Below are 17394 nucleotides of genomic sequence, written 5' to 3' on the forward strand. Positions count from 1 at the left end.
CATGGATTTACAAAAAAATGCAGATCGGATTAGCAATCAAGTGGCAGAAGCTGCTTTGACAGCTAACCGACGTCCAGAAGAAGTACAAGTAATCGCAGTGACCAAGTATGTGGATGTGAAAACTGCCCAAGCACTTGTTCAAACTGGGGTTCGCCATATTGGTGAGAACCGCGTCGATAAATTTCTGGAAAAGTATGAAGCCATGAAAGAGGAACCGCTGACCTGGCATTTAATTGGAACGCTTCAACGTCGCAAGGTGAAGGATGTGATTAACTATGTTGATTACTTCCATGCCTTGGATTCATTGAAGCTAGCTCAAGAAATTGAAAAACGCGCCACTCATTCCATCAAATGCTTTTTGCAGGTGAATATTTCTCAGGAAGAAACCAAACATGGATTTTCTGCTGAAGAAATAGAGGAAGTGATCGCTGAACTTGCGAAACTTGAAAAGCTTGAGATTGTTGGTCTGATGACCATGGCTCCTATTGATGCCACTCCTGAGGAATTAAAGGTTCTTTTTCAAAAAACTCAGGATTTACAAAAAAGATTACAAAAGAAACAGTTGAAAAATATGCCCTTTACTGACCTTAGCATGGGAATGAGCCGTGATTATTCGATTGCGATTGGAAAAGGCTCCACCTTTGTCAGAATTGGAACAGCATTTTTTGAATAGGAAGATGAATATGTCCCTTAAAGATAAATTTGATAGATTTATTGATTACTTTGCTGAGGATGGGGAAGAAGTGGTCACTTCTATGCCAGAATCTCAACCTCAGGCTGTCAATCAAACATCCGTTGCCCCTGTTCCTAAGCCGACTCCGGCACCAGAAAAACACCCGACTCGTCCAGTAACGAATGCTCAACCTGCAAAGGTGACCTCTCCTGAAAAACCGAAGTCAAGTGGAACAGAAAATATTACTCGCCTTCATGCTCGTCAGCAAGAATTAGCTGCGCACAATGGTGTGAAAGAAAAGAAGGTCACGATTGATGTTCGCTATCCCAAAAAATATGAAGAAGCAACAGAAATTGTTGACTTACTGATTGCGAATGAGAGTATTTTAATTGATTTCCAATATATGACAGAAATTCAGGCTCGCCGTTGTTTGGATTATCTGGATGGCGCGCGCTATGTTTTAGCGGGAAATCTGAAAAAAGTAGCTAGCACCATGTATCTCTTAACCCCAATCAATGTAGTGGTCAATATTGAAGACTTGAAATTGCCAGAGGAATTGCAGGCTGGCGAGTTTGATTTTGATATGAAACGACGTTAAAATGATGGGATTTCTAGTTATTGTTGCCTATTATTTGGTGAGAGTCTATTCATTTATCTTTGTCGTATATGCTCTGCTATCATTTTTTCCAAGCGCTTATCAAACATGGTTTGGACGCATGATTCTCCAAACAGTTCGTCCCATCCTTCTTCCGTTAAGCAAGCTCCCTCTTCAGTTTGGAGGGTTTGATTGGACCATTTTAGTCTTGCTGATTGCCTGCGATTTTTTATCAAGTTGGTTGTTTCATTTAGCTCAACTCTTGGGATAATGGCATGGCAGATAAGAAAGATATCATTCAGCATTTTTCGAATGAGGATAGTCGCTTTATTGATCAGTGTTTAGAATGGGTCAAACGTGTAGAGGATACCTATACTTACGTTTTGACACCTTTCATCAATCCCCATCAGGCAGAAATTGTAACCATTATTGGGAAAACGCATGGCCTTCACGTTCATGTGAGTTCTGATTATCTGCCGAGTGAAAGTGTTCGAGTTATTCTTGCACCAAGCTATTATGAATTGCTACTATCAGATTTTGAGATTACCTTATTGGAGATTGTCTATCCAAGCAAGTTTTATCAGTTGAAACATGGTCAAATCCTAGGAACTTTACTCAATCGTTTAGGAATTGAGCGGAAGGTCTTTGGCGATATTCTAGTCAGTCATCAGAGAGCACAAGTGCTTGTCGATGAAAAGTTTCAACAGTTTTTCAGGGATGAAATTAGAAAAATTGCAAAGGTACCTGTTCAACTGAGAGAAGTTTCTTGGGACAAACGTTTGATAAGTGAAGAGAAGACAGCGACAAAAGAATTAGTAGTGTCTAGTCTGCGTTTGGATAAATTGGTAGCGGCTGCTTTTCATCTATCTCGAGCTATTTCAGCTGATTTGATTTTGAAAAAGCAGGTGAAAGTCAACTATGAAGTAGTGGATAATCCTAGTAAATCGATTGGTCAGAATGACTTGATGAGTGTCAGGGGATACGGCAGGTTTAAAGTAATTGGTGAACAAGGTCTTTCCAAAAATGGAAAACATAAAATAAGAATTGAATTATTGTCCAGTAAATAAGGAGAAGGTATGGCTATTACATCATTAGAAATTAAAGATAAGGTTTTTGCACATAAATTTCGTGGCTATGATATTGATGAAGTAGATGAATTTTTAGATATTATTGTCCGTGATTTTGAAGATTTGGTCCGGAGCAATCATGACAAGGATTCAAAGATTAAGGCTTTGGAAGAGCGCTTGACTTATTTTGATGAAATGAAGGATTCGTTGAGTCAGTCAGTCTTAATTGCTCAAGATACGGCTGAGCGATTGAAACAAGCAGCTAACGATCGTTCGGCTAACATTGTTCACCAGGCGGAGCAAGAGGCACAGCACTTGCTAGATCAGGCGAAATTTAAGGCTAATGACATTCTTCGTCAAGCAACAGACAATGCTAAACGTGTTGCAGTTGAAACGGAAGAATTGAAAAATAAAACGCGTGTCTTCCATCAGCGCTTGAAGTCGACGATTGAAAGTCAGTTGAGCCTTGTGGATTCGCCAGAATGGGAAGAAATTCTTCGTCCAACGGCTACTTACTTGCAGACAAGTGATGAAGCTTTCAAAGAAGTCGTTCAATCTGTTTTGGGTGAGCAAGTTACGATGACAGATGAAGATGCTATTGATATGACGCGTCAATTTTCACCAGAAGAAGTAGAAGAGTTGCAACGTCGTATTGAAGAAGCCAATCGTGAATTGCTACAAACGCAAGCCATGGAATCAGCTGATTTAACAGCTTTGGATCCTGAAACATTTGCCTTACATGAGCAACAGTTTCAAGTAGAAGAAGAGCGACCTGTGCAGCCATCATCTAGTGATCCGACAAAAGAAACGATAAATATTTTATAAAAACGGTAAAAACAAGAGAGATATCCAATATTTCCAGCGAGTAGGTGGTGGTGGAAGTCCTACATTCCCTTGGATATAGCTTATCCTTTTACTTTATTCTACCTGAAGAAAGTAGGGTAGAACGTAGAACTCACGTTACGAGTCTGGAGGGGTAGGAATTTCCTATCTAAATAAAGGTGGTACCACGATTGTTCGTCCTTTGTGACGGCTCGTGGTTTTTTGATTGCTAAAAATTTTAAGGAGAATATATGAAACTAAAAGATACTTTAAATCTTGGAAAAACAGCTTTTCCAATGCGTGCAGGCTTGCCAACCAAAGAACCAGTTTGGCAAAAAGAATGGGACGAGGCAGAACTTTACCAAAAACGTCAAGCCTTAAACGAAGGTAAACCGCACTTTGTCTTGCATGATGGCCCTCCTTATGCCAATGGAAATATCCATGTTGGACATGCCATGAACAAGATTTCAAAAGACATCATTGTGCGCTCAAAATCTATGTCTGGTTTCTATGCACCCTACATTCCAGGTTGGGATACGCATGGTCTACCAATCGAGCAAGTCTTGGCTAAGCAAGGAGTGAAACGCAAGGAAATGGACTTGGTTGACTACCTCAAGATGTGCCGTGATTATGCCCTCAGCCAAGTCGATAAGCAACGGGAGGATTTCAAACGCTTAGGTGTATCTGGAGATTGGGACAATCCTTATGTGACCTTGACACCAGATTATGAAGCAGCCCAAATCCGTGTCTTCGGTGAAATGGCTAAGAAAGGCTACATCTATCGTGGTGCTAAGCCCGTCTATTGGTCATGGTCCTCTGAGTCAGCTCTAGCAGAAGCAGAAATTGAATACCATGACTTGGTGTCTACTTCTCTCTACTATGCCAACCGTGTTAAAGACGGTAAAGGAATCTTGGATACAGATACCTATATCGTCGTTTGGACAACGACACCATTTACCATTACAGCTTCTCGTGGATTGACAGTCGGCCCTGATTTTGAATACGTAGTGGTGAAACCGGCAAATGACGACCGTAAATTCCTTGTGGCTGGGGAATTACTGCCTAGCTTAGCAGAACGCTTTGGTTGGGAAAATCCACAAGTTGTTGCCAGCTATAAGGGGCAAGAATTAGACCGAATTGTGACCGAACACCCTTGGGATGTGGAACATGATGAGTTGGTCATGAATGGTGACCATGTTACCCTTGATTCAGGTACAGGGGTTGTCCATACGGCACCGGGATTTGGTGAGGATGACTACAATGTTGGGATCAAATATGGCTTGGAAGTGGCTGTAACCGTCAACGAACGCGGACTTATGACAGAAAATGCTGGTCCAGACTTTGAAGGCCAGTTCTATGAAAAAGTTGTTCCAACTGTTATTGAAAAATTAGGTAATTTACTGCTTGCCCAAGAAGAAATCTCTCACTCCTACCCATTTGACTGGCGGACAAAAAAGCCAATCATCTGGCGCGCTGTACCGCAGTGGTTTGCCTCTGTATCAAAATTCCGTCAGGAAATTCTTGATGAAATCGAAAAAGTAACCTTCCATTCAGAATGGGGCAAGGTTCGTCTGTACAACATGATTCGTGACCGTGGTGATTGGGTGATTTCGCGTCAACGTGCGTGGGGTGTGCCTCTTCCAATCTTCTATGCGGAAGATGGAACACCAATTATGACAGAAGAAACGATTGAACATGTCGCAGAGCTCTTTGCTGAGCACGGTTCGATTATCTGGTGGGAGCGTGAGGCCAAGGATCTCTTGCCAGCAGGCTTTACTCATCCAGCTTCTCCAAATGGTCAGTTTACTAAGGAAACAGACATTATGGATGTTTGGTTTGACTCTGGTTCATCATGGAATGGGGTCGTAAATACCCGCCCAGAATTGAGCTACCCAGCTGACTTGTATTTAGAAGGATCTGACCAATACCGTGGTTGGTTCAACTCCTCATTGATTACCTCAGTAGCTGCAAACGGTATTGCACCTTACAAGCAAATCTTGTCACAAGGATTTGTCTTGGATGGAAAAGGTGAGAAAATGTCCAAATCTCTTGGGAATACCATCTTGCCAAGCGATGTCGAAAAACAATTCGGGGCAGAAATCCTGCGTCTCTGGGTAACGAGTGTTGATACTAGTAACGATGTGCGGATTTCAATGGATATTTTGAGCCAAGTTTCAGAAACCTACCGGAAGATTCGTAATACCCTTCGTTTCTTGATTGCCAATACGTCTGATTTTGTTCCAGCAGCAGATGCTGTTTCTTATGAAGAATTGCGTTCTGTGGATAAATACATGACCATTCGCTTTAATCAAGTCGTGTCAAGCATTCGTGAAGCCTATGCGGATTTCAAATTCTTGGATATTTACAAGACAATTGTGAACTTTGTGACGGTTGATTTGTCAGCCTTCTACCTTGATTTCGCCAAAGATGTCGTCTATATCGAAGGAGCAAAATCATTGGAACGCCGTCAAATGCAAACTGTTTTCTATGATATGCTTGTTAAATTGACCAAGCTCTTGACGCCAATCTTACCACATACGGCAGAAGAAATCTGGTCTTACCTGGAGCATGAAGCAGAAGACTTTGTCCAATTAGCTGAATTACCAGAAGCACAAACCTTTGAACATCAAGCTGAAATGCTGGATACATGGTCAGCCTTTATGGATTTCCGTGGCAAAGCGCAAAAAGCCTTGGAAGAAGCACGTGCTGAAAAAGTGATCGGTAAATCGCTCGAAGCTCACTTGACGATTTATCCTGATGAGGCAACAAAAGTACTATTAGAGGCTATTGATAGCGATGTAGCGCAACTCCTCATCGTGTCTCATGTGACGATTGCAGAAGGAGCAGCACCAGCGGCTAGTGTAGTCTTTGAAGATGTAGCCTTTAGCGTTGAACGGGCAGCAGGAGAAGTCTGTGAACGTTGCCGTCGCCTTGATACAAGTGTCGGTACACATGCAAATCCGCACCTTGCAACAGTCTGTGACCACTGTGCGACCATCCTTGAAGCTAACTTCCCAGAAGCTGTAGCAGAAGGATTTGAAGCGAAATAAAGAAAGCACCAGTAGTTTTCAATGAAAAAGCGAACCATTTAGAATTCTGGAAATCAGAATGCTAGATGGTTCGTTTTTGGTGTACTACTCTCTAAAAAGATGATAGCTGCCATCATTCTTTGTTTCATGGCTTGAGAGGCGTCATTTCGATTTCTTTGAGATGATCGAGATTATTCCATGTAAGGAGTTGGAAATGTTCAAAATCATCGGTTTCAAGGATGGTCAAACTGCTATTCGCAAGACCTCCATTTTTCCGTAAAAGAGCCACATCGTAGCCTAGCAGGGTTCGTAGAGAAGCAGTTAAATTAGCACCATGTCCTACAAAGAGAAGATTTTGAGCAGGAACTTCTTTCTGGGATTTAATGAGTTGGATGGTTCGCTGAGTGGTTTGATAGACTGTTTCAGCTCCAAAAATGGAAGGATGAAAACGAGAAAGATTGTGGCGAAAAGCGTTCATTTGTTGAGGGTAAATGGCTTCTAGTGTCGAAAATTTCTGACCTTCTAAACTCCCAAGTCGCCATTCATTAAGTTCGGGGCAAGACAGGATAGGGGGATGATAGCTATTTTCTGCTTGAATGATTTCAGCACTTGCAAGAGCACGAGGAAGACTACTAGATAAAATGCGTTCAAATTGGATAGAGGAGAGATGCTGGCCGAGAAGTTTGAGCTCCTCGACTGCAGAAGTTAACAAGGGAGAATCTCCTCCTGCTCCTTGAAATCTTCCTTCTACATTCCACTCGGTTTTACCATGGCGGACAAAGTATAATTTCATGATTCTAGTTCTCCTTCTTTTAAATCAGCAAATTGTGCATCCACAAAATCAGCTAATGCTTGTGGAGCTATGGCAATGCTATGCCCAATCTCACCAGCAGATACAATCATTGTTTCGGAAGAAAGGGCTGAATGGTCAATGAAAATAGGAAAGGCGTGGCGTTGACGAATGCCAACAGGGTTATTAGCTCCATGAACGTAACCTGTCGTTTTTTCTAACTCTTTTTGAGGAATCATACTGACCTTTTTATTACCAGAAACCTTGGCCAGTTTCTTTTCAGACAAGTGTTCGGTGATTGGAAGAATGCCAATGACAGGACCAGTCTTGTCGCCTTTTAAGGCTAGAGTCTTATAAATTTGTTCCCTAGAGATTTGAGAAGGGATATCTCCTTCTAAGGCGTTGATTTGCAAGCCTTGGTGCTCAATGTTTGCCTTTGTCAAAATCTGTTCCACCAGTGTTTTTTTGATTTTTGATTTTTTTGCCATTTAAGTGACCGATTCCTTTCTATGTCAAATCCTATTTTTTCATGTGATGCACAATGCCTTTGGGCAGAAACGTTAAATGCCCATGAAGGCCAATCTCATCTATTATATCACATTTATAAAAAGCCTAGGGTTAGGGTGTCTGATGAGATTGAAAAATAAAGATAGTTCATAAGACTGATGAGTTTCTTACTACATTGCTGAAACAAGCTGGGTATAATAGTAAGAAAATTAAACGACTGGGGATTTCCCAGCCGTTTAGCTTCCAAATAGTTTTTCAAATGTTTTTTTCTGTTGCTTTTGGACAGAGAGTTGATTGAGGTCAAGGGCATGAGGGAAACCGTTTAAAATGCCCTGTGAGGTATATTGATGCAAATCATAGTCTAAGTCTGTATCTGGAGCTGCATTGTAGTAGCCATTGTCATAGCCATAGGTAGGAATCCAGATGGCAGAAAATTTATCCGTTGTCAGACTGTGTTCCTCGATAAAGTAGGTGCCGACATAAATTCCAATCTTTTTAGCCCCTAGGGACTCTAATTTCTTACGGAAAGCTTCAATTCCCTTGTTCATATCGGGCATGGTTTTTTCTTCGACATCTAACCAATAGTAGGTAGGCTTATATTTCTCTGAGGCCTTATAAAAGCTTTCTGCTTCATCTTCCATTTCCTTAATGGTACTTGCAGCAACATAGGCGTAAACAGCGACAGGGATGTCACGTTTTTGAAATTCTTCGATATGCTTTTTATAAGATTTATCAAGGCCATTAGCGTAGGTAGCTACATTTTCCGCTGTTGTCTGAGCACCACTGTGAACACGAACGATGGCACCAGATATATTTTTGGAAAGGATGTCATAATTAATCTCGCTGGGAAGTTGCCAGCCAGAAACATCAATAATCGGTTTATAGCTGATGTCTTCATCTTCGTCTTCAGTTTCATCTTGTTTTTTAGCTGAAGAGGAAACAGTCGTTGTGCTACTCGATGCTTTGGAAGATTGGCTCGTAGTTAGTTGAAGTTGCTGTTTTTCTGAACCTTCTGAGTATTGCTTACTGATAAGAATGATACCAATAAAACACACAAAAAAGGCCAGCATTAGCTTGGGCTGTATTCTCTTTCTCATATAGTGCTATTTTAGCGTAAAATAAGGGAAAAAGCAAAAAAAATACCTAGTATTAAAAGAAACTACATGAATTGTTAACCAATTGAAATAAATGTTACATTTCAACATCTAGGAGAAAAATGAAGCTTGATTTGATAAAGGGCAACTTTTTGAGCAGATGTTCGTTTACTACTTTTTTTTAAGGAGTAAAAATGGTATAATGTTCGGTGAATATTAAATACAAAGGTGAACTATGAAGATTGATAAACGGCACCTCTTAAACTATTCCATACTCGTTCCTTACCTGATTTTATCCGTGTTGGGGTTGATTGTGGTTTATTCAACGACGAGTCCAAACCTAGTTGAGCTTGGGGCTAATTCGTTAGCTTCTGTCATGAACCAAGCTGCCTTTTTCGGAGTTAGTTTAATAGCCATTGCTTTCATTTACAAATTTAAACTGGATTTTCTGAGAAAAGAGCGGCTGATGATCGTTGTGATTCTCGTGGAAATTATTCTGCTGTTGCTAGCCCGTTTTGTCGGAGAGACGGTTAATGGTGCAAAGGGTTGGATCAAGATTGTTGGAGGTTTCACCCTACAGCCTGCGGAATATTTAAAGCTGATTTTGATTTGGTATCTGGCTCTCAAATTTTCAAGTCAGCAAGAAAATATTGGGATTTATGACTACCAGTATTTGACGAAGAATCAGTGGATTCCACGCAGTATAAACGATTGGAGAACCATTACACTCTTTTTGATTGCACTGGTTGCCATTATGCCAGACTTGGGAAATGCTACGATTTTATTTTTAACAACCCTGATTATGATTTCAGTTAGTGGTATAGGCTATCGTTGGTTTTCAACGATTTTAGGCTCGCTCTTTAGCGTTTCTTTTGTCACCTTGGGAGCTATTTGGCTGATTGGGGTTGACCGAGTGGCTAAGATTCCGGTCTTTGGTTATGTGGCCAAGCGTTTTAGTGCCTTTTTTAATCCTTTTCAGGATTTGACGGGAGCCGGTCACCAGTTAGCTAACTCATATTACGCGATGAGTAATGGAGGCTGGTTTGGCTTGGGACTTGGAAATTCCATTGAAAAACGGGGCTATTTGCCAGAAGCCCATACAGACTTTGTCTTTGCTATTGTGATAGAGGAGTTTGGTTTTATCGGTGCGAGTTTGATTTTAGCCCTGCTCTTTTTCCTCATTTTACGGATTATTCTGGTCGGTATTCGGGCAAGAAATCCTTTTAATGCCATGATGGCGATTGGAGTTGGAGGGATGATTTTAACCCAGACCTTTATCAATATTGGAGGAATTTCTGGTTTGATTCCATCAACTGGAGTGACCTTTCCTTTCTTATCACAGGGGGGAAATAGTCTCTTAATTTTATCAGTCGCCATCGCATTTGTGCTAAATATTGATGCCAGTGAAAAAAGAATGCAAATCGAACAAGAATTTGTTGACTCTGGAGAGAACTTCCAGAACAACAGATACCGAACACGAAGGAGGTAATGATGACATTACAACGTCTAGAAAGTTTTAGCAATAAAGAGATGATTGAAGAGGAAGTTGGAATTCTGACTACTCTGCTGGATGAGATTACAAAAAACATGTTAAAACCAGCCACTTTTGAGAAAATTCTGACCCTAAATAAACTCTCAAAGGCAGCTGATTATCAAGGGTTAAGTGATCTGGTCGAAGGGTTGAGCAATGAAGAAATGGTCGTAATTTCTCGTTATTTTGCCATTTTGCCCCTGCTCATTAACATATCAGAAGATGTTGATTTGGCCTATGAAATCAATCATCAAAACAATATCAATGCAGATTATCTTGGGAAGCTCTCCACAACGATTGATTTGGTTGCTGAGACGGACAATGCCAAGGAAATCTTGGAGCATTTGAATGTGGTTCCAGTCTTAACAGCACACCCAACACAGGTTCAGCGTAAGAGCATGCTGGATTTGACCAATCATATCCATGGCTTGCTTCGGAAGTACCGTGATGTGAAGATGGGATTGATTAACAAGGATAAATGGTACAATGACCTTCGCCGTTACATCGAAATCATCATGCAGACTGATATGATTCGGGAGAAAAAGCTCAAGGTAACCAATGAAATCACCAATGTCATGGAATACTATGATAGCTCTTTCTTGCAGGCAGTCCCTCATCTGACCAATGAATACAAACGTTTGGCGAGTGAAAAGGGAATTGAATTAGACAATCCACGACCTATTACCATGGGAATGTGGATTGGAGGAGACCGCGATGGCAATCCATTTGTAACAGCAGAAACCTTGAGACAATCAGCCATGACCCAGTGTCAAGTGGTCATGGAGCATTACGAGAAAAAAGTCTTTAGTCTGTATCGAGAGTTCTCTCTTTCCACAAGTATCGTCAATACCAGCGAAGCTGTTGCAGAAATGGCTCGTTTGTCTCAGGACAGCTCTGTCTTTCGTGAAAAAGAACCCTATCGCCGTGCCTTTTTCTACATTCAGACAAAATTAAAAAATACGAAGGAATTCTTGCTGAATGTGGGTCAAGAAGAACCTCGCTATGCAACGGTTGCAGAATTCAAAGATGACTTGTTAGCCATTAAAGAATCTCTGTTAGAAAACAAGGGAGAAGCGCTAGTTTCAGGTGACTTCACAGAACTCTTGCAGGCAGTTGATGTGTTTGGCTTCTACCTGGCCTCCATTGATATGAGGCAGGATTCCAGCGTCCATGAAGCATGTGTGGCAGAATTGCTTAAGAGTGCAGGGATTGTGGACAATTACAGTGAATTGTCTGAAGATGAAAAATGCCAGATTTTACTAGAGGAATTGACCAATGACCCTCGGATTTTATCTGCCACCCATCTTGAAAAATCAGACTTACTGCAAAAGGAATTAGAAATTTTCCAAACAGCTCGCGAACTAAAAGATAAATTAGGAGATAATGTTATTCGCCAGACGATTATTTCCCATGCGACGAGCGTATCTGATTTGTTGGAACTTGCGATTATGCATAAGGAAGTCGGATTGGTCAATAAGGATACGGCGCGCGTGCAGATTGTCCCTCTCTTTGAAACGATTGAAGACTTGGATAATTCCTATGATACGATGAAAAAATACTTATCTCTTCCTTTGGCTCAGAAATGGATTGCCGCTAACCATCATTATCAAGAAATCATGCTAGGGTATTCTGATAGTAATAAGGATGGGGGTTATCTTTCTTCTTGCTGGACCTTGTACAAGGCTCAGCAGCAATTGACGGCTATTGGGGATGAATTTGGGGTGAAAATTACTTTCTTCCATGGTCGTGGAGGGACAGTTGGACGTGGAGGAGGTCCAACGTATCAGGCGATTACTTCTCAACCCCTTCGCAGTATCAATGACCGAATCCGTTTGACCGAGCAGGGAGAAGTAATTGGCAATAAATACGGCAACAAAGATGCTGCCTACTACAATCTGGAAATGCTAGTGTCTGCGGCTATTAACCGCATGATTACGGAAAAGAAAAGCGATACGAGCACCTCTAATCGCTATGAAAGCATAATGGATGAAATCGTGGCAAACAGCTACCGTATCTACCGCGATCTGGTCTTTGGCAATGAGCATTTCTACGATTATTTCTTTGAATCCAGTCCAATTAAGGCGATTTCTAGTTTCAATATTGGCTCTCGTCCGGCCGCTAGAAAAACTATCACCGAAATCGGTGGCCTTAGAGCCATCCCTTGGGTCTTTTCTTGGTCTCAAAGTCGGGTTATGTTCCCTGGTTGGTACGGGGTAGGTTCGAGCTTTAAGGCATTTATTGATCAAGATCCAGAGAATATCCATTTCCTTCGGAAGATGTATAAAAACTGGCCTTTCTTCCAATCTCTTTTATCAAATGTTGACATGGTTCTCTCCAAGTCCAACATGAACATTGCCTTTGAATATGCACAATTGTGTGAGGATGAGGAAGTACAGGCGATTTACCATACGATTTTAGACGAATGGCAATTAACGAAGGAAGTGATTTTAGCGATTGAAGGCTACGATGACTTGTTAGCGGAAAATCCATACTTAAAAGCGAGTTTAGACTACCGCATGCCTTATTTCAATATTCTCAACTACATTCAGTTGGAATTGATCAAGCGTCAACGCAGGGGTGAATTATCTGCAGACCAAGAACGCTTGATTCATATCACGATCAATGGGATTGCGACTGGATTGCGAAATTCTGGTTAAAACAATAAAAAATCGGTGTTCGCCGATTTTTTTGTGCAGAACTGTAACCAAAAGTGATTTCATTCGTTTTATTGATGAAAGGAGGGGAGAAACATTCGATTTGATGAGTATGAAAAGGAAGTGATGGAGATTGCTCGGGAAATTTCTTATTATTTGCAAAAGTCTGGCGCCACTCAGGCAGATAGTGAGGATATTGCTCAAGATGTGCTAGTGCGCATTCTCGAAGCGGATTTGGTTCTTCCCTTTGAGAAATTAAGGGCCTGGCTCTATCGAACTGCTATTCATGCCTACATTGATAAATATAGGCGAGATAGGCAGTATCATGATATTCTCCAACGTGAGTTTTTTCATAAAGATAAATTGCTCAAATACGATACGAAAGATTATGCAGAACTCTACCAAGCTGTGGCAGAATTGCCTGCGAAGTTTCAACTGGTGATTGATTGTTATTATTTTCAGGATATGACAGTCAAGGAAACAGCTCAAATTTTGGGCAAGAGTCAAAGCTGGGTCAAGATTAATCTGTATCGTAGTCGTAAACAATTAGCCAGCTTGCTACAAGAGAAAGGATACGAATATGAAGACATTTGAAATCGCAACGAAAAAAAGCAAGAGGAAAACGCTCCTAAAAACCGTCGGGTTTTCCACGGTGGGAACCCTAACTTTCCTCGTCGGAGGATATCTGCTTCTCAATAAAATAACCTCAGAGAATGCTTGGAAGATGGAACGATTCTATGAGATGAAATCAAGCATTAGTTACCCCAATATTCAAGCCATCGATTGGTCCTTTGATGCGAGTTCCCAATTCAGTGGGACATTTCGAGCTAATCAGGTCAAGGACATAGCTGGGATTTCGGTTCCCTTTGAGCCGTATACTGGAAATTATAGTCTTAGCCCAAGAGTAGTTGGCGGACGGCAGGACATGAATCTCTATCAGACCAAAGATGGCAAGGCTAGTTATACCCATGGGCACAGTTATAAATCTCCGATGTTCTTCAATCGGGAGTATGATTATCGTAAAAACAAGGAATACGGTTCGAACTTAACTCAAGATATTGCTCTTTTGCCTCAAATGACAGGAAAGGCAGTTGAAGTTGCCGTAACCTTTGACAAACCCTATACCTTTGAAGAAATCGCCTCGATGATTCCTGAAACTCTAAAAATCAACTGGTACTGGATTGGCACTAGCAGTTCCTACAATACAGGGGATTTAGATGTGGACGATCAAATCGGTTTTACACCGAATTTGGAACAAACCCAGACAAAAGAGGAGTTAGAAAGAGAACAACAGGACTTTTCCAAGAAAAATGAAAAAGCTTCTACTGAGGAAGGAGAAAAACGATACCAAGAACATCTGAAACGCTTGGCAGAACAAGATGTAGTGAAACGTTTTGAAAATAGTTATACCACTTTTTACGACAATCTCCAAAAGGTGGTAGCAGAAGACTGGCAAAGCACCCGAACTGCATCCGATGGTTCACGGTTTGATTTGAAAGCTGATATTGAAAGCTATCTAAAAAACAATCCAGATGGGAGAAAAGCGAAATTTGCAGGTCTAATCCTGACTGGCAAAGCAGAAGATTTTGCCCCTCTTGAAAAGGCGAACTGGATTTTTGGTTCAAATATTGGACAAAGCATCGCTTTAGAACCTTACCATCAATTGGATACACGACATGACCCAACACTTCCTCAAAAATAGCGAGGAATATGATAAAATAAAACTAGGCCTGTAACCTTTACGGGTCTAGTTTCGTTATATGAGTGAAGAAGGGAGGGAGCGTTATCAAACTAGATGAATACGAAAGGGTCTTAGCTGACTTTGCCAGAGACATCATCTATTATTTGATGAAATCAGGCGTAAAAAAAGAGCAAGCAGAAGATGTCGTTCAGGATATCTTTGTCAAAATGCTGGAAATGCCTGTTGCCATCCCTGGTGAGAAGATACGGGCTTTCATGTATCGGTCTGCTATTCGCCGCTATATCGACAAGTACCGCAGGGACAAGCGTTATATGGAAATTTTACAACAGGAATTTTTTCATTCGCAACCGCTCTCTCCCTTTGAGTGTGATCAGTACGATTTTTTGCTGGAAGAAGTAGAGAAGCTCTCGCCAGAAGATAGACTGCTCCTTGATCTCTTTTATGTTCAAGGTTTTTCAATTCTTGAAATAGCAGAGCTTCTTGCTTATTCCCTCAGTAAAGTCAAAGTAAAGCTGCACCGCAGTCGACAAAAGTTAAAGAAATCTCTCAAACAGAAAGGATATGAACATGGAAACATTTGAAATATTGGCGAAGAAAGCTAGAAAACGGACAGGAAGACGAATGTTATTCACTACTTTGTCTGTTCTTTTTGCCTGTTTCATCATATATGCAGGTCTAATGTTTGTATCAGGAAAATTATTAAATCGAAATTTTCAAAAATTGATTGTCTATTATGATCAACGGATGACCATTGCATATCCAAATATTTATATGAAAAGCAATTCGAGACCCAATGGTCGTTTTTCAGCAGCCTATCATATAGAGAGAATAAAAGATATAGATGGAGTGGAAATTCCCTATCCTCCTTTAAGGGCCACTGCCAGTCTGTTTGATACCCATCTTGACCACACTGGAGATGGGACGATTTATCAAGCCTTTCGTGATCCTGTCACCAATAGATTTTATAGCAACCAAAGTAAAGATAGAAATCCTGCATTTTTCAATGTTCAGGCAGATTGGAATAAAAAACATTCAGGAAAACCCAGTCAAGAGTTAGAATTAACCAGAGAAATGGAAGGGCAGTTAGTAGAAGTTGCTTTGACCTTTGATCAACCCTATTCCTATCAAGAATTACAGGAAATGCTGCCAGAAAATCTCAAGCAGAATTGGTTTTGGATGGGAACAACAAACAAGGAGCAGGATTTTGCTTTTGACTTGACAGATATTTATGGACTTAGTTTTCGTTATAAAGTGCTAGAAATGAATTATAGTCAATTTATAGAGAAAGTCAAAGGCGCATTGAAAGATCCTCGCTATAAAACAATGACAACCTATGGAGGCAGTGGAGAAACGTTTTCAAATTACGATGATTTGGAATTTATAAAAGAACATTACCCTACCTTAGAAAAGGCTAAGTTTGCAGGTGTCATCCTAACAGGCAAGGCAGAGAATTTCGCTCAGTTAGAAGGTAAAGATTGGATTTTTGCTTCCAGTATTGGAACTTCCATTCCAAATCAGCCCTATTATCACTTGGATAAAGAATAATTTATAAAAAAGGTGTAAAACACTTGCAATTTTACCAGAATTTGATAGAATAGTAAGGAAAGTTAGACTGTATTGCCTACTGTCTATCTATAAAATATATTTTATTGGAGGCTTTTACTCAAATGGCAAAAGAAAAATACGATCGTAGTAAACCACACGTTAACATTGGTACAATTGGACACGTTGACCACGGTAAAACTACTTTGACTGCAGCGATCACAACTGTATTGGCACGTCGCTTGCCTTCATCAGTTAACCAACCAAAAGACTATGCGTCTATCGATGCTGCTCCAGAAGAACGCGAACGCGGAATCACTATCAACACTGCACACGTTGAGTACGAAACTGAAAAACGTCACTATGCGCACATCGACGCTCCAGGACACGCGGACTACGTTAAAAACATGATCACTGGTGCCGCTCAAATGGACGGAGCTATCCTTGTAGTAGCTTCAACTGACGGACCAATGCCACAAACTCGTGAGCACATCCTTCTTTCACGTCAGGTTGGTGTTAAACACTTGATCGTCTTCATGAACAAAGTTGACTTGGTTGACGACGAAGAATTGCTTGAGTTGGTTGAAATGGAAATCCGTGACCTTCTTTCAGAATACGATTTCCCAGGTGATGACCTTCCAGTTATCCAAGGTTCAGCTCTTAAAGCTCTTGAAGGTGACTCAGCATTTGAAGATATCATCATGGAATTGATGAACACTGTTGATGAGTACATTCCAGAACCAGAACGCGATACTGACAAACCATTGCTTCTTCCAGTCGAGGACGTATTCTCAATCACTGGACGTGGTACAGTTGCTTCAGGACGTATCGACCGTGGTACTGTTCGTGTCAACGACGAAATCGAAATCGTTGGTATCAAAGAAGAAACTTCTAAAGCAGTTGTTACTGGTGTTGAAATGTTCCGTAAACAATTGGACGAAGGTCTTGCAGGAGATAACGTTGGGGTTCTTCTTCGTGGTGTACAACGTGACGAAATCGAACGTGGACAAGTTATCGCTAAACCAGGATCAATCAACCCACACACTAAATTCAAAGGTGAAGTTTACATCCTTACTAAAGAAGAAGGTGGACGTCATACTCCATTCTTCAACAACTACCGTCCACAATTCTACTTCCGTACAACTGACGTAACAGGTTCAATCGAACTTCCTGCAGGTACTGAAATGGTAATGCCTGGTGATAACGTGACAATCGACGTTGAGTTGATTCACCCAATCGCCGTAGAACAAGGAACTACATTCTCTATCCGTGAAGGTGGACGTACTGTAGGTTCAGGTATGGTTACAGAAATCGAAGCTTAATTCAATTAAGTTCCCAGATTAACAATTAAAGTCAGACAATGAAAGAGTTTCACTTCGGTGAAGCTC

Annotated in this window: 16 protein-coding genes; 13 read left to right on the forward strand and 3 right to left on the reverse strand. The window is 41.0% G+C overall.

Translation table 11 applies throughout. The features are described 5' to 3' along the window. Position 1: 1 nt before the first annotated feature. The 6 genes from BFM96_RS05610 (at position 2) to ileS (ending at position 6207) form a co-directional block, all read left to right on the forward strand. A complete protein-coding gene (locus BFM96_RS05610) occupies positions 2-673 on the forward strand; it encodes a YggS family pyridoxal phosphate-dependent enzyme (RefSeq protein WP_068991448.1) in 672 nt (223 codons plus the stop codon). Positions 674-683: 10 nt separating this feature from the next. Beyond that, positions 684-1271 carry a cell division protein SepF gene (locus BFM96_RS05615; RefSeq protein WP_068991449.1) on the forward strand — a complete coding sequence of 196 codons (588 nt, stop codon included), beginning with the start codon at positions 684-686 and terminating at the stop codon, positions 1269-1271. A 1-nt stretch (position 1272) separates the two neighbouring features. Further along, positions 1273-1539: a YggT family protein gene (locus BFM96_RS05620; RefSeq protein ID WP_308419382.1), complete on the forward strand. Its 267-nt coding sequence runs from the start codon at positions 1273-1275 to the stop codon at positions 1537-1539. A 4-nt stretch (positions 1540-1543) separates the two neighbouring features. Beyond that, positions 1544-2335, forward strand: a complete 792-nt coding sequence (locus BFM96_RS05625) for a YlmH family RNA-binding protein (protein ID WP_068991450.1) — start codon at positions 1544-1546, stop codon at positions 2333-2335. Between the two features lie 9 nt (positions 2336-2344). After that, positions 2345-3160, forward strand: a complete 816-nt coding sequence (locus BFM96_RS05630; protein ID WP_068991451.1) for a DivIVA domain-containing protein — start codon at positions 2345-2347, stop codon at positions 3158-3160. Positions 3161-3408: 248 nt separating this feature from the next. Further along, positions 3409-6207, forward strand: a complete 2799-nt coding sequence (gene ileS / locus BFM96_RS05635) for an isoleucine--tRNA ligase (RefSeq protein ID WP_068991452.1) — start codon at positions 3409-3411, stop codon at positions 6205-6207. 124 nt (positions 6208-6331) lie between these two features. On the opposite strand, the gene BFM96_RS05640 is transcribed toward ileS, so the two are convergent. From BFM96_RS05640 to BFM96_RS05650, 3 genes are all read right to left on the reverse strand, one after another. Continuing rightward, entirely contained in the window at positions 6332-6979 is a 648-nt protein-coding gene (locus BFM96_RS05640; RefSeq protein WP_068991455.1) for a histidine phosphatase family protein, read from the reverse strand. Then, positions 6976-7464 carry an aminoacyl-tRNA deacylase gene (locus tag BFM96_RS05645; RefSeq protein ID WP_068991458.1) on the reverse strand — a complete coding sequence of 163 codons (489 nt, stop codon included), beginning with the start codon at positions 7462-7464 and terminating at the stop codon, positions 6976-6978. The genes BFM96_RS05640 and BFM96_RS05645 overlap by 4 nt, the downstream gene beginning before the upstream one ends. 255 nt (positions 7465-7719) lie before the next feature. Beyond that, a complete protein-coding gene (locus BFM96_RS05650) occupies positions 7720-8580 on the reverse strand; it encodes a GH25 family lysozyme (protein ID WP_068991462.1) in 861 nt (286 codons plus the stop codon). A 232-nt stretch (positions 8581-8812) separates the two neighbouring features. Between BFM96_RS05650 and ftsW the strand changes: the two genes are divergently transcribed. From ftsW to tuf, 7 genes are all read left to right on the forward strand, one after another. Then, positions 8813-10066, forward strand: coding sequence for a cell division peptidoglycan polymerase FtsW (ftsW, locus tag BFM96_RS05655; protein WP_068991465.1), 1254 nt, complete (start codon positions 8813-8815; stop codon positions 10064-10066). 2 nt (positions 10067-10068) lie between these two features. Next, positions 10069-12765, forward strand: a complete 2697-nt coding sequence (gene ppc / locus BFM96_RS05660; protein ID WP_068991467.1) for a phosphoenolpyruvate carboxylase — start codon at positions 10069-10071, stop codon at positions 12763-12765. A 123-nt stretch (positions 12766-12888) separates the two neighbouring features. Further along, complete coding sequence (locus BFM96_RS05665) at positions 12889-13356, forward strand: RNA polymerase sigma factor (RefSeq protein WP_068991469.1); 468 nt, start codon at positions 12889-12891, stop codon at positions 13354-13356. Continuing rightward, positions 13343-14464 (forward strand): anti sigma factor C-terminal domain-containing protein, encoded by a 1122-nt coding sequence (locus tag BFM96_RS05670; protein ID WP_068991472.1) that lies wholly within the window; start codon positions 13343-13345, stop codon positions 14462-14464. Before BFM96_RS05665 ends, BFM96_RS05670 begins: the two co-directional genes overlap by 14 nt. 146 nt (positions 14465-14610) lie before the next feature. After that, entirely contained in the window at positions 14611-15045 is a 435-nt protein-coding gene (locus BFM96_RS05675; protein ID WP_229676525.1) for an RNA polymerase sigma factor, read from the forward strand. Then, positions 15032-16009, forward strand: a complete 978-nt coding sequence (locus tag BFM96_RS05680; protein WP_188595304.1) for an anti sigma factor C-terminal domain-containing protein — start codon at positions 15032-15034, stop codon at positions 16007-16009. The genes BFM96_RS05675 and BFM96_RS05680 overlap by 14 nt, the downstream gene beginning before the upstream one ends. 122 nt (positions 16010-16131) lie before the next feature. Next, positions 16132-17328: an elongation factor Tu gene (gene tuf, locus BFM96_RS05685; protein ID WP_068991479.1), complete on the forward strand. Its 1197-nt coding sequence runs from the start codon at positions 16132-16134 to the stop codon at positions 17326-17328. Positions 17329-17394 lie beyond the last annotated feature (66 nt).

Origin of the sequence: Streptococcus himalayensis (assembly GCF_001708305.1) — a bacterium.
GTDB classification, from domain to species: Bacteria; Bacillota; Bacilli; order Lactobacillales; family Streptococcaceae; genus Streptococcus; species Streptococcus himalayensis.

Excerpts from the sequence above, each read along its gene's own strand:
- ppc (WP_068991467.1), top strand. The coding sequence starts at position 10,069 with ATGACATTACAACGTCTAGAAAGTTTTAGCAATAAAGAGATGATTGAA.
- BFM96_RS05675 (WP_229676525.1), top strand. The coding sequence starts at position 14,611 with ATGAAATCAGGCGTAAAAAAAGAGCAAGCAGAAGATGTCGTTCAGGAT.
- ileS (WP_068991452.1), top strand. The coding sequence starts at position 3,409 with ATGAAACTAAAAGATACTTTAAATCTTGGAAAAACAGCTTTTCCAATG.
- BFM96_RS05670 (WP_068991472.1), top strand. The coding sequence starts at position 13,343 with ATGAAGACATTTGAAATCGCAACGAAAAAAAGCAAGAGGAAAACGCTC.
- BFM96_RS05650 (WP_068991462.1), bottom strand. The coding sequence starts at position 8,580 with ATGAGAAAGAGAATACAGCCCAAGCTAATGCTGGCCTTTTTTGTGTGT.
- BFM96_RS05625 (WP_068991450.1), top strand. The coding sequence starts at position 1,544 with ATGGCAGATAAGAAAGATATCATTCAGCATTTTTCGAATGAGGATAGT.
- BFM96_RS05680 (WP_188595304.1), top strand. The coding sequence starts at position 15,032 with ATGGAAACATTTGAAATATTGGCGAAGAAAGCTAGAAAACGGACAGGA.
- BFM96_RS05665 (WP_068991469.1), top strand. The coding sequence starts at position 12,889 with ATGGAGATTGCTCGGGAAATTTCTTATTATTTGCAAAAGTCTGGCGCC.
- BFM96_RS05610 (WP_068991448.1), top strand. The coding sequence starts at position 2 with ATGGATTTACAAAAAAATGCAGATCGGATTAGCAATCAAGTGGCAGAA.
- ftsW (WP_068991465.1), top strand. The coding sequence starts at position 8,813 with ATGAAGATTGATAAACGGCACCTCTTAAACTATTCCATACTCGTTCCT.
- BFM96_RS05615 (WP_068991449.1), top strand. The coding sequence starts at position 684 with ATGTCCCTTAAAGATAAATTTGATAGATTTATTGATTACTTTGCTGAG.
- BFM96_RS05620 (WP_308419382.1), top strand. The coding sequence starts at position 1,273 with ATGATGGGATTTCTAGTTATTGTTGCCTATTATTTGGTGAGAGTCTAT.
- BFM96_RS05645 (WP_068991458.1), bottom strand. The coding sequence starts at position 7,464 with ATGGCAAAAAAATCAAAAATCAAAAAAACACTGGTGGAACAGATTTTG.
- BFM96_RS05640 (WP_068991455.1), bottom strand. The coding sequence starts at position 6,979 with ATGAAATTATACTTTGTCCGCCATGGTAAAACCGAGTGGAATGTAGAA.
- BFM96_RS05630 (WP_068991451.1), top strand. The coding sequence starts at position 2,345 with ATGGCTATTACATCATTAGAAATTAAAGATAAGGTTTTTGCACATAAA.
- tuf (WP_068991479.1), top strand. The coding sequence starts at position 16,132 with ATGGCAAAAGAAAAATACGATCGTAGTAAACCACACGTTAACATTGGT.